Genomic DNA, 19,464 nt, shown 5'->3' with positions numbered 1-19,464 from the left:
CGTGGCGTGCGCCGCATCACGCCTGTGCGGCAGCACGGCGCTTCAACTGTGCGGCGACGAAGCGCCACACCATGCCCGACGCATCCGGGCCTGCCGGATCGCTGAACAGCTGGCGCGCGTCGCCGCCGCTCCAGGCATGGCCGAGCCCTTCGACTTCGACGAACTGCGCGGCGAGCCGGCGCCCCGCCCGGTAATCGGTGACCGTCATCGGCCGGCGGGCGCCGCGCTGCATGCGGCGCGGTTCGCCGGCCCGTGCTCCCGAAACAGCAGCCCACGACTCGGCCGCGGTGCGCCCGTTGGCCGCTGCGACCACGTGATCGGCCTGGCCGTGGATCACCAGCAGCGGCGGCAGTTCATTACCGGCAGCCAGGCCGGCATGTGCCGTGCGCCGCCCTCCCATCGCCGCCAGCGCCGTGGCGGCCGAATGGGCGCTGCCCGGCGGCACGCCGCTGTGCATGACCACCGCGGTGAAACGATCGGGATGGCGGGCCGCCAGCAGTGTGGCCATGCTCGCACCGGCCGAAATTCCGGCCAGCGCGATGGCCTCGGGATTCACCGGGTACAACAGGCAGACCTGGTCGATCGCCGCCATCAGCGTGGCCGCCTCGGCATCGGCAAGCCGGTTGCGGGTGTCGTACCAGTTCCAGCAGCCCTGCGGATTCGCCGTGCGATCCTGCTCGGGGTACAGCACCAGGAAACGCTCGCGCCGGGCAATGCGGTTGATTCGCGTGCTGTGGGCGAACTGCGCCGCCGTCTGGCCGCAGCCATGCAGCATCACCAGCAGCGGCCGGCGCTCGTCATTGCGGATGCCGGGCGGCCGGAACAGATGGAAGCGGCGCACGCCTGCCGGTCCGAGCGCCTGGCCGGCGATCCAGTCCCCCGCGCCGGGCGGCGGCCGGTGCTGCGCGGCGATCGCGTCAACCGTCTGCGCGACGGCCTTGCCCACCGCCCGTGTTCCCGCGGCGAACGCCTTGCGCGTCATCGAAGTCGTCGCACGCTGCAGCGCACGGGCCAGCGGCGACTTGCGGATGCGGCGGCTCATGGATTCGCAACCTCCCTCATTCGCGCGCGCAGTCCCGAGGCACGCAGCGTGCGTGCCGCGCAGCCGGCGATGAAGACTTCGGCGGCACCGGCCACCGACACCCGCCTGGCGGCGCGGGTGACGCCGGTATAGATCAGTTCGCGCGTCAGCACCCGCAGCGGCTGGGCGGGCAGCATCAGCAGCACCTCGTCGAACTCCGAACCCTGGCTCTTGTGCACCGTCAGCGCGAAAGCGGTGTCGTGGGCCGGCAGGCGCAGCGGCGGGACGGCACGGAAGCCGCCTTCGGCCGCCGGGAAGAAAACCCGCAGCACACCGTGCCCGTCGGGCAGGCACAAACCGACGTCGCCATTGAAGAGGCCGAGGCGGTAGTCATTGGCGAGCACGATGACCGGCCGCCCCGGATACCATCGCCCGGCGGCGCTGCGGTCCGGCACCAGGCCGAGGGCGGCGCGCAGCCGGACCTCGAGATGGGTGTTCAAAGCAACCAGCCCGCGGCTGCCATCTCGCACCGCAGCGAGCACGCGGAAGCGCTCGAAGGCTCGCATCGCATCGGCGACACCGGCCGTCCCGGTGTTCGGAGACTCGCCGATGCCGGCCTGCAGCAGCGCAAAATAAGGCGCGTAGCCGGCCTCGATGCGCGCCAGCGCCTCGGCCCCCGGACGCTCGCCGCCATCCTCGATCCAGCACGCCGATTCATCGCCGCCGGCCGCCAGCCAGGCGAGCGCGGCTTCTCCACGGCCGGCACGGATGTCGGCCGCCAGCCGGCCGATGCCCGAGTCGGCGCGGAAGCGGTGGCTTTCCGTCAGCCAGACGACGCAATCGACCAGTGCGGCTACGCCCTCGCTTGCTTCGCCATCCTCGCCTTCGTCCTGCTGCAATCCGGTTCCGGCCGCGGCGGTGTCAACCGACCCGGTATGGGCCACCGCGGTGTGAACCGCCGCGGTGTGGGCCGCCCGATCTATCAGCGCCAGACGGGCACGCATGGCGGCAGAAAAGCAGCGCTGCGCCGACAGCTCGGCGAACACTGCGCCGGCTTCGACGGCGGCAAGCTGGTCCTTGTCGCCGAGCAGCACAAGCCGCGCCGCGGGCGGCAGCGCATCGATCAGACGGGCGGCGAGCGCCAGGTCTAGCATCGAGGCCTCGTCCACCACCAGTACATCCACCGCCAGCGGCCTGCCGGCGTAGTGGCGGAAGCGGCCGGCTTCCGGCGTGACGCCGAGCAGGCGATGCACGGTGAAAGCCTCGGCCGGCAGCCTGGCAGCGAGGCCGGCCGGCAGCGCCCGCGCGCGCTGGCGCAGGGCTTCGAGCATGCGCGCGGCAGCCTTGCCGGTCGGCGCGGCCAGCGCGATGCGCAAGGCCGGATCGCGCTCGAGCAGGCAGGCGAGCAGGGCCGCAACAGTGGTGGTCTTGCCGGTGCCCGGACCGCCGCTGATCACCGTCAGCCGCCCTTGCAGCGCCAGCGCGACGGCAAGCTTCTGCCAGTCGGGCACGGCTGCGGCGCGCGGCGGAAACAGGCTGTCCAGCAGCGCTAGCTGTCCGGCGCTAAGCGCCGCTGCCGTGCCCGCGGACCGTGCGCGTGCCACCAGGGCCGCGGCGAGAGCGCGTTCCTGGTCGAAATGGCGGCGCAGGTAGAGGCGGCCCCCGTCGTCGAGCACCAGCGGATGCGCCGATCCGCTGGTGCTCGCCTGCGACACACCGGCGACCACGCCGCTGCCATGCAGAATGGTGCGCAACCGTGCCAGGCGGGCAGCAGCCTCGTCTGCCGCCCCGGGCGACGCATCGCTGGCTGGCTGCATGCTGTCCACTGCCGCCGGTGCCAGCCAGGACGGCAGTGCCTGATCGCTTGCGGCATCGGCGAAGCCGCCGTCCGCCGGGCCGGACAGGGCCTCGAGCGGCATGCAGACGTGGCCGGCACTGGTGGCGAACGCCAGCCGGCGCGCAGCCGAAGCCAGCACGGAGCGGCTCTCGGCCGGCGCCTGCAGGGTGTCGGCCCAGGCCAGCAGATGGCGGGCAAAGCCTTCGGCGAGGTCGTTCATGCCGGCTCCACGATGGCGGTTTCGGCCCTGCCGGCCAGCAAGGCATCGAGTTCGTCGAGCACGGCGCGCGGGCAGCGATGATGGAACACACCGGCCGGCCGGCCGTCGAGCTGCCAGCCGGGGCGCACGCCGCGCACGAACAGGTAGAGCACCCCACCGAAATGGCGCTCGTAGTCGTAATCGGGCAGGCATCGGCCGAGATGGCGATGCAGCGCCACGCTGTAGATCAGATGCTGCAGATGATAGCCGTGCGCCTGCATCGCCGCTTCCAGGCTGGCCGGAGCGTAGTCCTGCGGCTGGTCGCCGAGGTGATTGGATTTCCAGTCGAGCAGCCAGTAGCGGCCGTCGTGCTCGAACACCAGGTCGATGAAGCCTTTCAGATAGCCCTCGAGATCCTTGAAGGCCAGCTTGGGGACGCGATAGCCGCGCGCCGCAAGCCAGCCGTCGAGCTGTGCGGCCGTCAGGCGCGGCGCGGGCAGATGGAAAGCCAGCTCCGTCAACCGGCGCGTGTTCGGCACGCTGTCCAGACGCAAGCCAGCGCCTGGCGACCCGGCCAGCAGCGGCGTGGCCACCACATCCGCCAGCAGGCGGCGCAACATCTGCGGCAGGGCGGCCGACGCTGCGGGCGGCCGCTGGGGATGGGCGGCGAGAGCTGCAGCGATGGCCTGGCCCCAGCCGCCGGCGTCAGTGAAGTCGACCTGCTCGAACAGCGCGTGCATGCAGTCGCCGGCCACCGGGCCGCGAGGAAAGCGCAGGATGTCGTCCTCCGCCGGCTCCGGTGCCGTATCCGCTGCTGCAGCGGCCAGGCCGCTCAGCGCCGCCAGTTCGCCCGTATCCAGCGCATTGGCGTCATGGTCGAGCGCAGCCTGCTCCAGCGCTACCGGCCCGCCGCGCGCTGCGCCCGCGATCAGTGCGCTGAAGCTGCCGATGCGCCAGCCGGCGGGCACGGCCGGGGGCCTCAGCGCACGCGGCCGCTGGCTGGCGGCAGCGGCGGGAGCGAGTATTTCGCCGTGCCCGTCAGGCAGGTCGGTCAACTGCATCGTCGGCCTGCCGTCGAGCAGGCTGCGGGCGGCCAATGCGCGCCAGTGGGCATCGACCCCCATCGGCGTCGGCTTGTGCTCCGACCAGTCATCGGCATTCATGCCGACGCCAGCCGCCATCCAGTTGAGCAGGCTGCGCCCGCTCTCGGTATGGCTGGTTCTGCCGAAGCTGAGGCTGGCATAGCAGCCCACCACCAGGTAGCAGCGGTGCACCGCGCGCGTCAGCGCGACGTAGATCAGGCGCAAATCCTCGGCCTGGCGCTCGCGCCGCAGGCGGGCCTTGACCGCTTCGTCCTGCGCTGCCGCCTGGCGATAGTCGAGCACCAGTTGACCGCTGTCGTCGTGCCAGGCGCGCATCGGGCCTTCGCTGCGCCCCCCCGCGTGGCCGTCGAACAGGAAGGGACAGAAGACGATGCCGTATTCCAGCCCTTTCGCGCGATGGATGGTGACGATCTGCACCAGGTTGCGGTCGGACTCGAGCCGCAGCTGGGCCGCTTCGCCGCCGCTGCCCTCGCGGCGCTGCGTGGCCAGCGTGCGCAGCAGGACTTCGGGCGCGGCGGCGCCGGCCATCTGCTGCAGCAGTTCGGCCAGGTGCATCAGGTTGGTCAGCCGGCGTTCGCCATCCGGGCGGGCGAGCAGGCGTGCGGCAACGCCCTCGTCGCTCAGCCACTGCCGCAGCATCACGCCGAAGCCGCGCGACAGCCAGATGTCGCGCCAGCGCACGAAGGCATCGAGCTTGTCGAGCAGCGCGGCTTCATCGTCGGCCAGGCGGGCCAGCGCAGAGGCATCGAGACCCATCGCCGTCGTCGCCAGCGCTGCCTTGACGCGGCGCTCGCGCAGCGGCTCGGCGATCGCCAGCAGCACGCGTTCCAGCTCCTCGGCATCGTCGGTGTGGAACACGCTGGCCTGCGACAGCTCCACACTGCCGACGCCGACCGCCGCCAGCGCGCGGCGCATGCGTGCGCCCTGGCCGTGGCTGCGCACCAGCACGGCGATGTCGGCAGGCGCCAGCGGCCGCTCGCCGATGCGGACCTGTCCGGCGGTGCCTGCCGCCAGCAGGCGGGCGATCTCCGCTGCGCAGGCGCGCGCGGCACGCTGCAGCGCCTGCTCGCGCGGCAGCCGGGTGCCGCCGCCCTCGTCGCTGTCGGCCTGGGTGTCGTCGCGCGGGATGCGCCACAGCTGCAGCGGCGGGACCCCGTCGGCCGGCGCGGTGGCGTCCGCCAGCGGCTTGCGCGGCCGGCTGCCGGCGCCGACGCGGACGTAGTCCAGCCCGTCCATCATGAACACCGTCGGGTTGGCGCCGAACAGCTGGTTGCAGGCTTCGATCAGCGCCGGCGCCGAGCGCTGGTTGTGGCGCAGCGTATAGCGCGCATCGGTGCGCTCGCGCGCGGCGAGATAGGTGTGCAGGTCGGCGCTGCGGAAGCTGTAGATCGCCTGCTTGGGGTCGCCGACCAGGAACAGGCTGCCGTGGCGGCCTTCGCCGCGATAGATGCGGTCGAAGATGCCGAACTGCAGCGGATCGGTGTCCTGGAACTCGTCGATCAGCGCCACCGGGTAGCGCGCATGCAGCGCCGCCGCCAGCCAGGGCTGCCCGCCTGCGCTCAAGGCCTGGTGGGAATTCCACAGGATGTCGTCGAAGCCGATCTGGCGGCGTTCGGCCTTGCGCCGGCGCAACTCGTCCGCAGCCGTGTCGAGGAAGCGCCGCAGCAGGCACAGGCGGGCAGTCGAACAGCAGGCCATCGATCTCCGTCCGTGCCGCCAGCAGCTCGCCGGCGGCGTCAAAAAACGGGTGGCACGGCGGAGCGATGCCCTTCCTGCTGCCGGCAACCGTGATGCCCGCCACCAGTTCAGCAGCAGCAAACAATCGCAGCTTGTCACCCTGATCGCCGGCAATCGACTGCAGGGGATCGTCCGCCGCCAGCCAAGCGGCCCATTGGCGAGCCGCGGTCTCGATCGTCTGCGGCTTGTAACGCGTGCCATTGAGTCCATCGAGTGCGTCATTCACGCGGGCGACGGCTTCGCCCAGCTGCTCCGCCAGCGCGCGCGCGGCGAGGTAGGCTTGCCGCAGCCGCGCCTCGGCCTGCGGCAGCGTGGCTGCCGTTTCGGTGCTGTCCGTGCCTTCGTCCCACAAGGCCCGGGCGCAGGGCCGGCCCATGTGGCGCTGCAGGATGCCGGCCCAGCCCGCCGGGCAGTCGCCCCGGCTCAGCAGTTCGTCCGCCAGCAGCGGCGACAAGGCGCTGCCGGAAACTTCGCGCCGCCAGAAATCCTGCGCCACTTCCAGCCGCAGCGCGTTGTCGTCCTCGACCAGTTCCAGCGCATACGGCAGGCCGGCGGCGAAAGGCGTGTCGGCCAGCGCGCGCTGGCAGAAACCGTGGATGGTGAAGATCGCTGCTTCGTCGAAGGTCTGCAGCGCATGGCGCAGGCGTGCGCTCATCCGCACATCGTCGAGGCCGCGCGCCTGCAGCGTGTCGAGCAGTTGCGGCACGAAGGGGTCATCGCCTGCCGCCGCGCCGTCGAGCACGCGCAGGGTTTCGGCAAGGCGCTCGCGGATGCGGCCGGACAGTTCGGCGGTCGCCGCCTTGGTGAAGGTGACGACCAGCAGGGACTCGACCGGCAGCTCCCGCTCCAGCAGCAGGCGCAGGTACAGGCCGCAGATGTTCCAGGTCTTGCCGGTGCCGGCCGATGCTTCGATCAGGCGGATGCCATCCAGCGGGCAATGAAAGACGTCGAGTTCCGGAGCTGCGGACATGGCGAAAACGGAGCGGTCGAAGAAAAGCCGTCACGGGGAAACGAAGGAGCAGGCGACGATAGCACGGCACCCCACCCACCCGGCCTGCCGGGAGAATCCGATTGTCCTCGTCAATCGACCGAATCAAACTCAGCGATGCGTTTAAGCGGTATTCTGGCCGCTTGAATCGATTCGCGTACGGCGGAATCCGGCATGCAGCGCCAGCCGGACTACCAGCCCCGAATGGCCCCCGAATCCTCTTTCCTGAAGGAGATCACGCACATGGCAAGCAAGAAATCGAAGACCCCGGCGATCGACATCGGCATTCCCGAGGATCAGCGCAAGAAGATCGTCGCCGGCCTGTCCGCCTTCCTGGCAGACAGCTACACGCTGTACCTGATGACGCACAACTTCCACTGGAACGTCACCGGCCCGCAGTTCAACAGCCTGCACGCGATGTTCATGGACCAGTACACCGAGCAGTGGAACGCCCTCGACGTCATCGCCGAGCGCATCCGCGCGCTGGGTTTCCCGGCCCCGGGCACCTACAAGGAGTTCGCCAAGCTGACCTCGATCAAGGAGGTCGAAGGCGTGCCCAAGGCCGAGGACATGGTCCGCCACCTCGTCATCGCCCAGGAAGCCACTGCCCGCACCGCACGCTCGCTGTTCGACCTGGTCGACGAAGCCAACGACCAGCCGACCGCCGACATGCTGACCCAGCGCCTCGAAGTGCACGAGAAGACCGCCTGGATGCTGCGCAGCACGCTGGAAGAATAAGCGCACTCGGGTAGCAACGAGACTGCCCCCCTGACCGGCGCCCCATGCGCCGGTCAGGGGGCAGTGTCATTTCCAGGTCCGGCTCAAGCCTCGCCGGACAGCGCCAATTCGTCCAGCCACAGCAGCCGCCCCTGCCCCAGCTCGTTCAGGCGGGCGACGAGTCCGGCGGCGGCATCCTCGGCCAGGCTGAAGCGCAGCGTCACGGCCTGGCCGTGGGCAACGTCCAGCAAGGCCGCGCCCGCCGCCTCCAGCTCGCGGCGCAGCATGCCTTCCATTGCGTAGGGCACGGTGCAGCCCAGCGTCCGCAGGCGCACGATCGGCACCTTGGCCGCCGTCAGCAAGGCCTGGGCGACGCTATCGGTATAGGCGCGCACCAGCCCGCCCGCGCCCAGCTTGATACCGCCGAAATAGCGCACCACGGTGGCGAGCACGCCTTCCAGATCCTGGTGGCGCAGCACCTCCAGCATCGGCCGGCCGGCGGTGCCGCTGGGCTCGCCGTCATCCACCGCCGCCGACTGCCCGCCCGCGAGCAGGGCCCAGCAGACGTGGCGGGCACCCGGATGCTCGGCCCACAGGCCGGCCACCACCTTCTGCGCGCCGGCGCGGTCGGCCATCGGCTGCACGCAGCCGATGAAGCGGCTCTTCTTGATGATCAGTTCGCTATGGACGGGTTCGGCAAGTGTCAGCGGCATGGCATCGGTCCGGTCAGGCCTCCTCGAGATGCTCGAACAGCGGCCCCAGCACCTGGCGCGCGAGCTCGAAGAAGCGCTCGCCGGGCAGCCCCTGCTCGCCCCTGAGCACCAGGCGCCAGGCGGGGTCGTTGGCTTCGCCGAACTCCGGCCGGTTACCGCCGCCCCATTTCTTCTTCGCCTCGCTGTCCTTGCCGCCGCTGCACATGAAAGCCCAGGCAGACTTGGGGAAGAAATGCAGCGGCCGGGCCAGGCCTTCGCGGTAGAGCGCGAGCAGCGTTTGCAGTTCCGCCCGCGCCTGCGCAGGAGCCAGCGGCCGGAAGGCGAAGCCGCCGTCGCGCGACAGGCCGCGTGTCCGTGCCGTCACGCCGGACGGGGGGTCAGCATTCAGCAGCAGATGGGCGAGCCAGGCACCCAGGCAATCGGCGGCGCGGATGTCGTCATAGCGCGCGAACAGCAGGCCATCCGGGCGCAGATCGGCGAAGGCTGCGGACAGCATCCAGCGCTCGCCATCGAGCCGGGCTTCGACGCGCACGACATGCGGCGGCAAAGCCTGCCCGGCCTGGATCTGCCGCTGGCGGCGGGCGAAGCTGCGCAGGCAGCCGAGCTCGCGTTCGAGCGCACTCTCGCCCAGGCGGCCGGCCGGGTATTCACCACCGGCACGGGCAAGCTCCCACAGCCCGGACGCCGCGCACGGATCATCCTCCGCCGGGCCGAGCAGCACCGGCAGCAGGCGCCGTGCCAGCGCCTGGGATGCCGGCCAGTCGGGCAGCATCGGTTCGGCGTCGTCGAGTTCGGCATCCGCCTCGGGCAGTTCCAGCCCCAGCCGCTCGCGCAAAAGATAGCGCCCCGGGTGGGAAAAGAAGCGGCTCAGCTGCTGAAGGTCCACCTCCCGCCAGACTGCTTCGGGCGGCGGCAGCGGCAGAACGAAGAAAGGTGCGGCTGGAGCTGCCGCCATGCTGAGCCCATCCTCGGCATCGTCGTCGGCCGCTGCGTCGTCCACATCGGCCGTCAAGGGCTGCACACCGGCGCCGAGCCGGCTGGCGAGCACCCTGGCATAGTCCTCGTTGAAGCTCGCCAGCCGCGCATCAACGCGTCCGGGTGCGACGAAATAGTCGGCGGCAAAGGCCTGCAAGGGATGGTGAAGCATCAGCCGCGCCCGCGCCTCCGCGACGGCCTGCGGCTTGCCGGCGTCGGCAGCGCAGGCATTGGCCAGGGTGTCGAGCAGTTCATCCACCAGCACCGACGGCGGCAGCACCGAACCGTCGCGCACGCTGCGGCCGACATAGGACAGATACAGCACCTCGCGCGCCGACAGGACCAGATCGAGGAAGAGGTTGCGGTCGTCGAGGCGGCGCTGGCGGTCGCCGGCCTGCGGGCGGGCGCTCATCAGGTCGAACTCGGCCGGGCGGTCGCTGCCGGGGAAGGCGCCCTGGTCCAAACCGATCAGGCAGACGGCGCGATACGGCAGGCCGCGCAAGGCCGACATCGCGGAGAAGGTGACCGTGCCGCCGGGCACGGCACCGCGCGCGGGGTCGTCGAGCCGTTCAGCCAGGGCGGGATGCACCACGTCGAGCCCGAGCTCGGCGTCGCAGCCGGCGGTGGCGATGTCGTCGGCCAGCGCGGCGATGGCGGCGCGGACCTCGCGCAAGGCATCGGCGTGCTCGGCGCTGTCGTTGACCAGGCGTTCCAGCACGGCATAAAGCACCCGGCGCCAGCCTTCGCCGTCATGCGGCTGCTGCAGTTCGTCGCGCATCGCGCGCAAGCTGTTGACGTAGCGCCAGAAGCCGCCGAGCGCGAGCGCGGCCTGGCCCTCCGGCGCCGCCGCGCCGACGTGGCCGGCGAAAGTGGCGCGCTGCGCGGCGCCGCCCGCCGCCCAGGCGAGGAACAGGCGGTGCAGGCCATCCTCCAGGGTGTGGCCGGCGGGCCGCAGCACGCCATCATCGCTGCCGCCGGCCTGCAGCCCCCAGCGCACGCCGGCTTCGCGCATCCAGTCGTGGATCGTCTCCAGCGCCGCGTCGTCGAGGCCGAAGCGCGCCGCCACCGGCACCTGCTGCAGCAGGTCGAACACCTGGCTGGCGGGAAAGCGGCCGACCGCGAGCTGCAGCGCCTGGTCGAGCACCCTGGCGACGGGATTGTCCTGCCTGCCGCCGAGGCCGGTGATGCGCCAGGGAATGTGCCGTTCGCGCGGCACGGTGCCGAACACCGCCTCGATCAGCGGCGCTGTGCTTTCGAGGTCGGGCATCAGCACCACGACGTCCGCCGGCTGCAGCGCCTCCGGCGTGCCGGCGCCAGCCTTGAACAGGCCGAGCAGGCGGTCGTGCAGCACTTCGAGTTCGCGGGTGCGCGAATGGCAGACCTGCACTTCGACACTGCGGTCGGCCGCCGCCAGCCGGATGCTGGCCGGTTCGAGCTCCTGCAGGTCGAGGATCGCGTTCTGCAGCCGCGCCAGCAGATGGCGGCCGGGGTGGGGAGCGAAGACGGCTTCCTCCTCCACCGCATGCTCGCCTTCGAACAGCAGGCCGATGTGGGCGCGCGTCTGCTTGCCCCAGGCCGCGAGCAGGCTGTTGCCGGTTTCGAAGAACATGTCCTGCTGCCGCGCGGCGAGCCAGGACAGGCGGCGGGGATCGACGATGTCGAACCAGAATTCGCGGCAGGGGTTGAGCACGTACAGCCGCACCTCGACCACCCGCGCAAGTTCGCGCAGCATGTCGAGGTAGAGCGGCGGCAAGGCCGGCAGGCCGAATACATGCACCGAAGCGGGCAGGCCGGCGGCGGCCAGTTCCTCGCGCGACATCGCGGTGACGCGGCGCAGGAAGATCCGCGCCGGATGCTCCTGGCCGAGCTCCAGGCCTTCGTGGATGCGGCGCCAGAGATCGGCCTGCCAGGCCTCGTCCTCGCGCTCGGCCGCCGAAGCGCCGGCATCGAGCACCGAGCCGTGCCTGGCCGCCCAGGTCTCTAGCCACTGGGGACGATAGGTGAGGTAATGGTCGAAGACCTGGGCAATGCGCCCGGCCAGTTCGAAACGCATGCGCGCATCGGCCCGCTCGAGATAGCGCGCCAGCCGCGGATGGCCCGCCAGCCAGGAGGCGCCCTTCGGCCGGGCGCCCCTCGGCTGGGCGCCATCTTCCCGTGCCGGGTCGAGCAGGCCATGGATGCGCCAGGCCAGCGTCCCGACGGCGAAGGGCGAGCGTTCCGGTACCGGCACGACGAGGCGGATCTGCCGCCACAGCCACTGGGCGAGATAGTCGAAACCGAGGTTGGCACAGATGCCTTCGCGGTCGGCCATCGCCAGTTCGACCTTGCGCCGCAGGGCGCTGCTCGGCACCACCACCTGGCGCTGGCCGAACGGTCCCGGCTGCTCGGCACAGAGGTGTTCGAGCAGGCTGTCGAGCAGGATTTCGAAACGGTTCGAGAAGCTCAGATGGAACATGGCGGGGCCGCCGGACATGGCGCGGAGGCGATGCGCCGGCAGGGGCGCTCGCACGGATCGAGCGCGGATTATACGGGCGCGCCGCCGTTTTCCGCCGGCTCGGGCCGGTACTCCATGGCGTAGCCCCGCCCTTCGCGCTTCACCGTGTAGCAGGCATGGTCGGCCGCCCTGAGCACGTCCGCGACGTTGCCGACGGAAGCGTCGATGATCGCGAAGCCGATGCTGGCACCGACACGGAAGGTCTGGCCATCCCACTCGAAGCGCATTTCGCCGACCGCCTCGCAGACCTCACTGGCGATGCGGTGGGCATCGGCACTGGAGCAGCCACGCAGGATCATGGCGAACTCGTCGCCGCCGATGCGGCACACCATGTCGCCCGCGCGCAGCCGGTGCCGGATCAGCTCGGCGATCTGGCACAGCAGCGCGTCGCCGGCGGCATGGCCGACGGTGTCGTTCACGGCCTTGAAGTTGTCCAGGTCGATGAAGCACAGCGCGCCATGATCGCCGGCCCTGCGCGAAATGGCGACCATGTCGGCAAGCGCGAGCTCGAAGGCCCTGCGGTTGGGCAGGGCCGTCAAGGGATCGTGCATCGCCTGGTAGGCGAGAAGTTCGGTGGCCTCGTCGATCCGGGCCTGCATGTGCTGGTGGGCGCTGTCGATGGCGCGTGCCATCGAGTTGAAGCCTTGCTGCAGTGCGTGCAGCTCTTCGCTGCCGGCGGCATCGGATACCTGCACGTCGCGCTCGCCGCCGGCAATGCGCCTGACCGCATCCGCCAGGCGGGCCAGCGGCCGGCTGACCTGGCTCGTCAGCTGCGCCGCAAGCATCGCGGTGAGCAGCACGATCACCAGCGCCAGGCCGAAGGTGGTCATCATCGTCGCCCGCCACTCGGCGTCGAGCGCACTGGTCTCGAGCTCGACATAGACCCAGCCGACCGGCTCCGGCCTGGTCAGGTCGTTCTCGCCTCCCACCTCATCGACCACCACCGGCACCGACATCACGGGTGCAGCAAAGCCTCTGAAGCTGCCCCACTGATCGAGCCTGACCGGTTCGTGTACAGCCTTGATGCGCGCCGCATCGAGCAGATGTGCCGTCCCGCGCGCGGCGATGACTTCGCCGCCACGCTCGTACAGGACGACGGCCGCCACGCCCGACAGCCTGCTCAGCGCGTCCATCAGTTCGTTGAGGTTGTCGGCATTGCCCGATATCACGCCGTACTCGGCGGCCGGGGCGAAGAAGCTGACGATGGCGAGGCCCCGCTCGACGATCGCATCCTGGGTCATGCGCTCGCCGCGGTGCAGGAACAGGCCCGCCATCGCCGCGATGAGCAGCGACATCGGCAGCAGCACCGTCAGAAGCAGGCGCCTGCGCAACGGAATCCGGGCGACATTCATCGGCGCACCCCCGTGGCAATGAAACGCAACAGCTCTTCGTCGCTCGCCACCTTGATGCCCAGCGCACGGGCAACCTGGCGATTGACGGCGATCTCGAAGGACGCTGGCTCGCTCACCGGCGGCAGCTCGACACGGCCGCCGCCCTGGGTGCGCAGCCAGGCGATGAGGTCCGTGACGACCTGTTCCGGCGTGGTGAAAACGGCAGCCAGCGCCCCCGCTTCGACGTATGCGCGCGAAAACGCGATGATCGGCCGCTGGTAGCGATAGCTGGTGAGCAGGATCGATCGGACCGAGCCAGGCGTGGTGAGCAGCGTATCGGGCACCGCGATGAGGCCATCGCAGCTGCGCAGCACGGCCTCGAGCTGCTTCATCAAGCCGCTCTCGTCATCCACCACGCGATCCACCAGATCGATCCGCAGCGCTTCTGCCGCCTGCTCGAAGGCGGAGGCAGCCACCCGCTCCGGCCCGAACAATATCCCCGCCCGCAGCGCCTCCGGCATCACCGCCTGAAGCAGGCGCAATTGCCGCTCCGCGGGTTGGTCGAGAATGAAGGCGGACAGGGGCCTGCCGAAATGGCTGCGGCGGATGCTCTCGAAGCGGGCACGGCCGAGCATGACCGCCAGCGTCGGGCGCGGATGCAGGCGCAGCACGGCGGACAGCGCGGCTTCGCCGCTGACGATGACCAGGTCGGCACGCGCGAGGACAGCATCGTCCAGTCCCTCGTCCGGCGACCCGGCATCGAGCACGCGATGGCCCAGGCTGGCCGCAGCGCGGCTGAAATTCTGCGCAAACACCCCATGCGGGCCGCTCCGCTGCGACACCACCACGGCGACGTCCAGCCCGGCATGCGCGAGCGGCACCAGGCCCGCCAGCAGCATGAGGCAGCAATACAGGCGGAAATACCACCGCCGGATCAGCGGTACGGCTACCACGTCAGGCGCAGACTGCCGAACACTTGGGGCTCATGGCGATAGCGCCTGCCGTGGAAATCCGCGTATCGCCCGCCCGCGCTCTGCACCACGACGGCCACTTCATTGCCCGAATTGACGCCGCCGAAGCGATGCGACAGCTTCAGGTCGACGCGGCCCTGCTCGGGTACGCGATCGCCGTCGTTGCGCCACTTCAGCGTCGCATGGCGGTAGTAGCCAAGGCTGGCGCGCCAGCGTCCGGGCAGGTCCTTGATCAGCAGCAGCGAAGTGATCGAGTTCGGCACGCTGTACTTGAAGTCCTTATCGACGTTGTCGCCGCTGACATCGATGTCGATGACGGACTGCGACAGCAGGATCCGGCCCCAGCCGGGCCGGCGCCAGTCGATGCTGAACTCGCCGCCGCTCAGGCGGAAGCTGCCGACGTTGCGGAAGACGAAGGCACTTGGGCGTCCGAACCCCAGGTCCCATTCGATCGGCGCGAAATCTGCCGGCGGCGACGGGCAGGGCCTTGGCAGGCCCGCCTCACGCCGCGAGGGGAACCAGCAGCGCTCGTCATCGATGTAGTCGTCGAATTCCTGGTAGAAAGCCCGCACATCGATGCCCAGCCCCTGTTCCCTGAACATCGCCGCGTAACCGAGTTCGGCATGCCTCACCCGCTCCGGCTGGGTGTCCGCCCCTGCCCAGGCGCCGAGCCACTTGATCTCGGTGCCGACGCGAATCGCCTGCAGGGCATGCGACTCGACCAGCGATGGCGTCCGGTACGACACGCCGCTCGAGAAGCGCAGTGCCGAATCCGGCGTCAGCGCATAACCGAGCGCCAGCCGCGGCGAGAACAGCGAGCCGCTGTAATGATGGTCTTCCAGCGTGCCGCCCAGATCGATCCGCAGGCGTTCGACCGGCGACCACACCACGCTGCCGAACACCTGGCTGCTGACACCGCTGACCGTGCCGCCGGTTTCGAACATCGAGCGCGAACGGGCCGCCTCGCGGCGCACGCCGGCGCCGAGCATGAAGCGCCAGGCCGGCGACAGCGTGGCCCCGTACTGCACTTCGAGCTCCTCCCGCCGCACGTCGCTGTCCTTGTCCGCCGCAAAGGGCCCCAGCCTTCCCAGCATGATCTGCCAGGGCGCACGCGTGCGCTCGCGCTGATGGTGGAATTGCACCGACAGCTCCGAATCGACGGCAAAGCTGCGTTTCCAGCCGAGATGCACATACTGCGCACGCGTGTCGTCCTCGCGCAGCGGATGGAAGGAATTCCCCGGTGCGCCGCGGTCGGTGCCGCCACTGCTGAAGCCCAGCATCCACTGCAGCTCATCCTGGGTGGACAGCTGTGCCGTGGCGCCGAAATTGAGCACCGAACGCTCGACGATCTTGCGCGCCTCCAGCACGCCCTTGTCATTCCGGTAGGGGCGGAAGTTCACCGAACGCCGATGCGAACCCGACAGCCGCCAGTCGATCGCAGCTTCGGCATCGCCATTGATGCGAAAGCCATGGTCATGGAAGCCGTTCGCGCCGATCCGCGAGATCAGCGCCACGCCACTTTCGGTGGCCGGCGAGCGCGTGATGATGTTGACCACGCCATCGAAGGCATTGACGCCATAGGCCGCGCCATTCGGCCCGCGCACGACCTCGATGCGCTCGATGTCGTTGACCCGCAGCGGCAGATCGTGCCAGTTGGTATTGCCCCACGCCGGACTATTGACGGTGTGCCCGTTGACCATCACCTTGATGCGGCGATCATAGGCGTCGCTCATGCCGTGGTTGGCCACCACCGGCGAGCCATCCGGCCAGTCGGCGACGAGAAAGCCCGGCACCAGGCGCAGCAGCTCATGGACTTCGGTGAAACCCGAAGCATCGATCATCTCGCGGTCGATGAGCGTCACCGCGACCGGTGCATCCACCGGCGACTGCGCCATGCGCGAGGCGGTGAGGACGATCGGCACCTCGTCGAAGAAGGCGTCCGCCGCCCACGTACAGGAAGAAGCGGCCGACACGACCAGCATGCCGAAGCCCAACGCTACGAACTGGACGGACTGGCGCAGGGACAAAACTGTGACTCCATTCGATACCGAAGGCGCGCGGGCGGCGCGTGCCGCGGCGAGCATAACGCATGCTTGATACACTGGCGGCGTGAAGGAGTTGACACTTGGCGCATTCCGTTACATCCTCTTTTTGTATCGCTTTCTGCATTCCTCCATGGCACGCACCCATCCCGAAGGCTGGCGACAGCTTCCCGCCACCGGCGCGCGCGGCCGCGAACGCAGCACTCTCGCGCTGCTGGCCGACACCCTGCCGCCGGACTGGACGATCTACCACGGCCTGCACTGGACCCGTGCCGACGGCCCGCAGGCAATCTTCGGCGATGTCAGCTTCGCCGTGCTCGGCCCCGGCGGCCGCACCCTGCTGATCGAGCAGCACGCCGGCTTTCTCGACGAGACCGCGGACGGGCTGGTGCGCCCGGGCAGACGCGCCCGGATCGTCAGCCATGAACTCGCGCGCAGCGCCGACGCCCTGCGCGCCCGCCTGCGCCCCGCGCTCGACGGCGCCGAACCTCTGCTCGACACCCTGCTCTACTGCCCCGACCACACCGTGCGCCAGCCCGGCAGCGCCGGCCTCGATCCGGCGCGCATCGTTGACGCGCCGCGGCGCGACAGCCTGATCGCCACCGTGCGCGCGCTGACCGCGCCGCAGGACGGCGACCCGCCGCCCGGCGAGGCCCGACTGCAGGCGCTGCACCGCTTCTTTGCCGACCTGCTGGAGCTGGTGCCCGACGTGCAGGCGCACATCGGCCAGGCCGACGAACTGACCACCCGGCTGTCGGGCGGCCTCACCGAATGGGCGCGGCGCATCAGCGCGACACCGCACCGGCTGCGCATCACCGCCACCGCCGGCAGCGGCAAGACCCAGCTCGCGCTCGCCGCCCATACCGACGCGCTCGCCGCCGGCCGCCGCCCGCTCTACGTCTGCTACAACCGCCCGCTGGCCGACCACTTCGCCCGCATCGCCCCGGCCGGCGGCGAAATCGCCACCTACCACCAGCTCTGCGACCGCCGCCTGCGCGACGCCGGCCGGCCGCCCCGCTTCGGCATGCCCGGCGCCTTCCGCCGCATGGAAGAAGATTTCGCCGCGCTGGTGGCCGAGCACGTCCATCCGGACTGGCAGTTCGACGAACTGATCATCGACGAAGGCCAGGACTTCATGGAGCCCTGGCGCGACGCCCTGCTCGCGCTGCTCAAGCCCGGCGGCCGGGCCTGGTGGCTGGAAGATCCGCTGCAGAACCTCTACGCCCGCCCGCCGGTGGCACTGCCCGGCTGGATCGGCCTCACCGCCGACACCAACTACCGCACGCCGGCCGACGTGCTGGCGCTGCTCAATGCCCGCCTGCCGCTGCCGGCACCGATCCGCGCCGGCAGCCCGGTGGCCGACAGCGGCCCGGAAGTACTCGCCTGGCGCGACGACGCCGGCCTGCTGGACGCCACCAAGCGCGCCATCACCCGCGCCCTCGGCCTCGGCTTCCGCCGCGAGGCGATCGTGCTGCTGACCTTCCGCGGCCGCGAGCATTCGCGCTTCACCCCGCTCGAACAGCTCGGCCCGCACCGCCTGCGCGCCTTCACCGGCCGCTACGACCTGCTCGGCGAACCCGAGCACTCGCAGGGCGAACTGCTGATCGACTCGGTCTACCGCTTCAAGGGCCAGTCCGCGCCCTGCATCATCTTCACCGAGATCGACTTCGAGGCGATGGACGAGACGGTGATGCGCAAGCTCTTCGTCGGCGCCACCCGCGCGACGATAAAACTGATCATGGTCGCCTCCGAACGCTGCGCGCCGCTGCTGTCGCCGGTGGCCTGACGGCGGCCGCGCCGGCGCGGGTACAATCGCGCCTGTCCTCAATCTTCGGCCGGTCCCTCCGGCGCACACCGTCCATGAACAAGCCCATCTCCCTGACCCAGCTCCCGCAGACCAACATCTTCCGCAAGGGCGACGTGTTCGTGCTGTTCGGCGAACTCTTCGGCCGCGGCTATGCCAGCGGCCTCGTCAATGAAGCGCGCAAGGCCGGCATGGAGATCGTCGGCATCACCGTCGGCCGGCGCGACGAGAACAACGCGCTGCGGCCGCTGAACGACGAGGAGCTGGCGGCGGCGGAGGCCAACCTGGGCGGCCGGATCATCAACGTGCCAGTGATGGCCGGCTTCGACCTCGACGCCCCGGCCGGCGAACCCACCGTCACCGAGCTGCTCAACAAGATGACGCTAAAGACCTGGGAGCAGGACAAGCTCGACTGGGACCACGTCGAGAAATGCCGCGAGCTCGGCACCCGCCGCTTCCAGGCCGCGGTGGCCGAGGTCATGGCGCAGCTCGACGGCATGATCGGCGACGGCCGCAACGTGCTGTTCGCCCACACCATGGCCGGCGGCATCCCGCGCGCCAAGGTCTTCATGGTGATCGCCAACCGCATCTACAAGGGCCGCGGCGAGCGCTTCATGTCCTCGCAGACCCTGCTCGACAGCGACCTCGGCAAGCTGATCCTGCAGAACTTCGACGAAGTCTCGGCGATCACCTTCCAGCACCTGATCGAGGGCAGCGCGGCGATCCGCGCGCGCGTCGAGGCCTCCGGCGGCCAGGTCCGCTACAGCGCCTACGGCTACCACGGCACCGAGATCCTCATCGACGGCCGCTACCAGTGGCAGACCTACACCAACTACACCCAGGGCTACGCCAAGATGCGCCTCGAACGCATCGCCCAGGCCGCCTGGGGCCAGGGCATCAAGGCCACGGTGTACAACTGTCCGGAGATCCGCACCAACTCCACCGACGTCTTCTCCGGCGTCGAACTGCCGCTGATCTCGCTGCTGCACGCGCTGAAGCACGAAGGCGGCGGCACCTGGGCGGAATCGCAATGGCAGGCCTGCCGCGCGCTGCTGGCCGACGGCCACACGCTCGAGGACGTGCTGCAGAAAATCGCCGACTTCCAGGGCAGCGAAACGATGCAGGGCTTCCGCGACTTCGCCGCCTGGCCGCAGCCCAACAGCCAGGCCCAGGCCGACCTGCAGATCGGCACCTCGGAAGACATCGTGCAGATGCACAAGGAGCGTTCGGCGCTGATCACCGACCTGCTCAGCAGCCTGGTGCTGGAAGCCAGCGGCGCGCTGATCCTGCGCGAAGCCTCGGCGCCGACCGGGCCGGTGCTGTGGCTCAACCACGACATCATCGCGCGGCAGCTGAACGAGCTTCACGCCTGACAGCACCCTACCCGTTCCTCGCCGTACCCGTGGGAACGACTTCGGCCGGGGGCGCCGAGCCGGGGGCGCAAGCCACGAAGGCAGGCCACAGGCCTGCCTTGCTGACGACCCCGGAGGGGCTCTTCATGCCCCATCGCGGCTGAAATCCTGGACGGCTGA

Annotated in this window: 11 protein-coding genes and 1 pseudogene; 3 read left to right on the top strand and 9 right to left on the bottom strand. The window is 70.1% G+C overall.

Annotated features, from left to right (window positions below):
• Positions 1–16: 16 nt before the first annotated feature.
• The 4 genes and pseudogenes from QM748_RS17115 to QM748_RS17100 all read right to left on the bottom strand — a co-directional run.
• The gene (locus QM748_RS17115; protein WP_415248204.1) at positions 17–1,042 is read right to left on the bottom strand and encodes an alpha/beta hydrolase family esterase; all 1,026 of its coding nucleotides are present in this window, start codon (positions 1,040–1,042) and stop codon (positions 17–19) included.
• Positions 1,039–3,078 carry an exodeoxyribonuclease V subunit alpha gene (recD, locus tag QM748_RS17110; RefSeq protein WP_415248203.1) on the bottom strand — a complete coding sequence of 680 codons (2,040 nt, stop codon included), beginning with the start codon at positions 3,076–3,078 and terminating at the stop codon, positions 1,039–1,041. The genes QM748_RS17115 and recD overlap by 4 nt, the downstream gene beginning before the upstream one ends.
• Positions 3,075–5,858 carry a UvrD-helicase domain-containing protein gene (locus QM748_RS17105; RefSeq protein WP_415248202.1) on the bottom strand — a complete coding sequence of 928 codons (2,784 nt, stop codon included), beginning with the start codon at positions 5,856–5,858 and terminating at the stop codon, positions 3,075–3,077. The genes recD and QM748_RS17105 overlap by 4 nt, the downstream gene beginning before the upstream one ends.
• A 601-nt stretch (positions 5,859–6,459) precedes the next feature.
• Positions 6,460–6,867: pseudogene (locus QM748_RS17100) on the bottom strand (UvrD-helicase domain-containing protein); the annotation flags it as partial.
• 261 nt (positions 6,868–7,128) lie between these two features.
• Here QM748_RS17100 and QM748_RS17095 point away from each other — a divergent pair.
• Positions 7,129–7,623 carry a Dps family protein gene (locus QM748_RS17095; RefSeq protein ID WP_415248201.1) on the top strand — a complete coding sequence of 165 codons (495 nt, stop codon included), beginning with the start codon at positions 7,129–7,131 and terminating at the stop codon, positions 7,621–7,623.
• An 83-nt stretch (positions 7,624–7,706) separates the two neighbouring features.
• Here the strand turns inward: QM748_RS17095 and QM748_RS17090 are convergent, their stop codons facing one another.
• The 5 genes from QM748_RS17090 to QM748_RS17070 all read right to left on the bottom strand — a co-directional run bounded on the left by QM748_RS17090 (position 7,707) and on the right by QM748_RS17070 (position 16,113).
• Positions 7,707–8,315 (bottom strand): IMPACT family protein, encoded by a 609-nt coding sequence (locus QM748_RS17090; RefSeq protein ID WP_415248200.1) that lies wholly within the window; start codon positions 8,313–8,315, stop codon positions 7,707–7,709.
• 13 nt (positions 8,316–8,328) lie between these two features.
• A complete protein-coding gene (gene recC, locus QM748_RS17085; protein ID WP_415248199.1) occupies positions 8,329–11,745 on the bottom strand; it encodes an exodeoxyribonuclease V subunit gamma in 3,417 nt (1,138 codons plus the stop codon).
• Positions 11,746–11,813: 68 nt separating this feature from the next.
• On the bottom strand, positions 11,814–13,136 hold the full coding sequence (locus QM748_RS17080) for a diguanylate cyclase (protein WP_415248198.1): 1,323 nt from the start codon (positions 13,134–13,136) through the stop codon (positions 11,814–11,816).
• Positions 13,133–14,068 carry an ABC transporter substrate-binding protein gene (locus QM748_RS17075; RefSeq protein ID WP_415248197.1) on the bottom strand — a complete coding sequence of 312 codons (936 nt, stop codon included), beginning with the start codon at positions 14,066–14,068 and terminating at the stop codon, positions 13,133–13,135. Before QM748_RS17075 ends, QM748_RS17080 begins: the two co-directional genes overlap by 4 nt.
• Complete coding sequence (locus QM748_RS17070; protein ID WP_415248196.1) at positions 14,062–16,113, bottom strand: TonB-dependent receptor plug domain-containing protein; 2,052 nt, start codon at positions 16,111–16,113, stop codon at positions 14,062–14,064. The genes QM748_RS17075 and QM748_RS17070 overlap by 7 nt, the downstream gene beginning before the upstream one ends.
• Positions 16,114–16,261: 148 nt before the next feature.
• Here QM748_RS17070 and QM748_RS17065 point away from each other — a divergent pair, with 148 nt between their 5' ends.
• Together QM748_RS17065 and QM748_RS17060 are read left to right on the top strand one after the other, a co-directional pair.
• Positions 16,262–17,914, top strand: a complete 1,653-nt coding sequence (locus QM748_RS17065) for an ATP-binding domain-containing protein (protein WP_415248195.1) — start codon at positions 16,262–16,264, stop codon at positions 17,912–17,914.
• Between the two features lie 74 nt (positions 17,915–17,988).
• Positions 17,989–19,305: an enoyl-acyl carrier protein reductase FabMG gene (locus tag QM748_RS17060; protein ID WP_415248194.1), complete on the top strand. Its 1,317-nt coding sequence runs from the start codon at positions 17,989–17,991 to the stop codon at positions 19,303–19,305.
• Positions 19,306–19,464: the final 159 nt, after the last annotated feature.

The organism is Thauera sp. (assembly GCF_047601425.1).
Classification (GTDB): Bacteria; Pseudomonadota; Gammaproteobacteria; order Burkholderiales; family Rhodocyclaceae; genus Thauera.
Note: the sequence above shows the minus strand (reverse complement) of the source record. Positions and strands in the feature narration are given on the sequence as shown.

Excerpts from the sequence above, each read along its gene's own strand:
- QM748_RS17115 (WP_415248204.1), bottom strand. The coding sequence starts at position 1,042 with ATGAGCCGCCGCATCCGCAAGTCGCCGCTGGCCCGTGCGCTGCAGCGT.
- QM748_RS17080 (WP_415248198.1), bottom strand. The coding sequence starts at position 13,136 with ATGAATGTCGCCCGGATTCCGTTGCGCAGGCGCCTGCTTCTGACGGTG.
- recC (WP_415248199.1), bottom strand. The coding sequence starts at position 11,745 with ATGTTCCATCTGAGCTTCTCGAACCGTTTCGAAATCCTGCTCGACAGC.
- QM748_RS17065 (WP_415248195.1), top strand. The coding sequence starts at position 16,262 with ATGGCACGCACCCATCCCGAAGGCTGGCGACAGCTTCCCGCCACCGGC.
- QM748_RS17060 (WP_415248194.1), top strand. The coding sequence starts at position 17,989 with ATGAACAAGCCCATCTCCCTGACCCAGCTCCCGCAGACCAACATCTTC.
- QM748_RS17090 (WP_415248200.1), bottom strand. The coding sequence starts at position 8,315 with ATGCCGCTGACACTTGCCGAACCCGTCCATAGCGAACTGATCATCAAG.
- recD (WP_415248203.1), bottom strand. The coding sequence starts at position 3,078 with ATGAACGACCTCGCCGAAGGCTTTGCCCGCCATCTGCTGGCCTGGGCC.
- QM748_RS17105 (WP_415248202.1), bottom strand. The coding sequence starts at position 5,858 with ATGGCCTGCTGTTCGACTGCCCGCCTGTGCCTGCTGCGGCGCTTCCTC.
- QM748_RS17095 (WP_415248201.1), top strand. The coding sequence starts at position 7,129 with ATGGCAAGCAAGAAATCGAAGACCCCGGCGATCGACATCGGCATTCCC.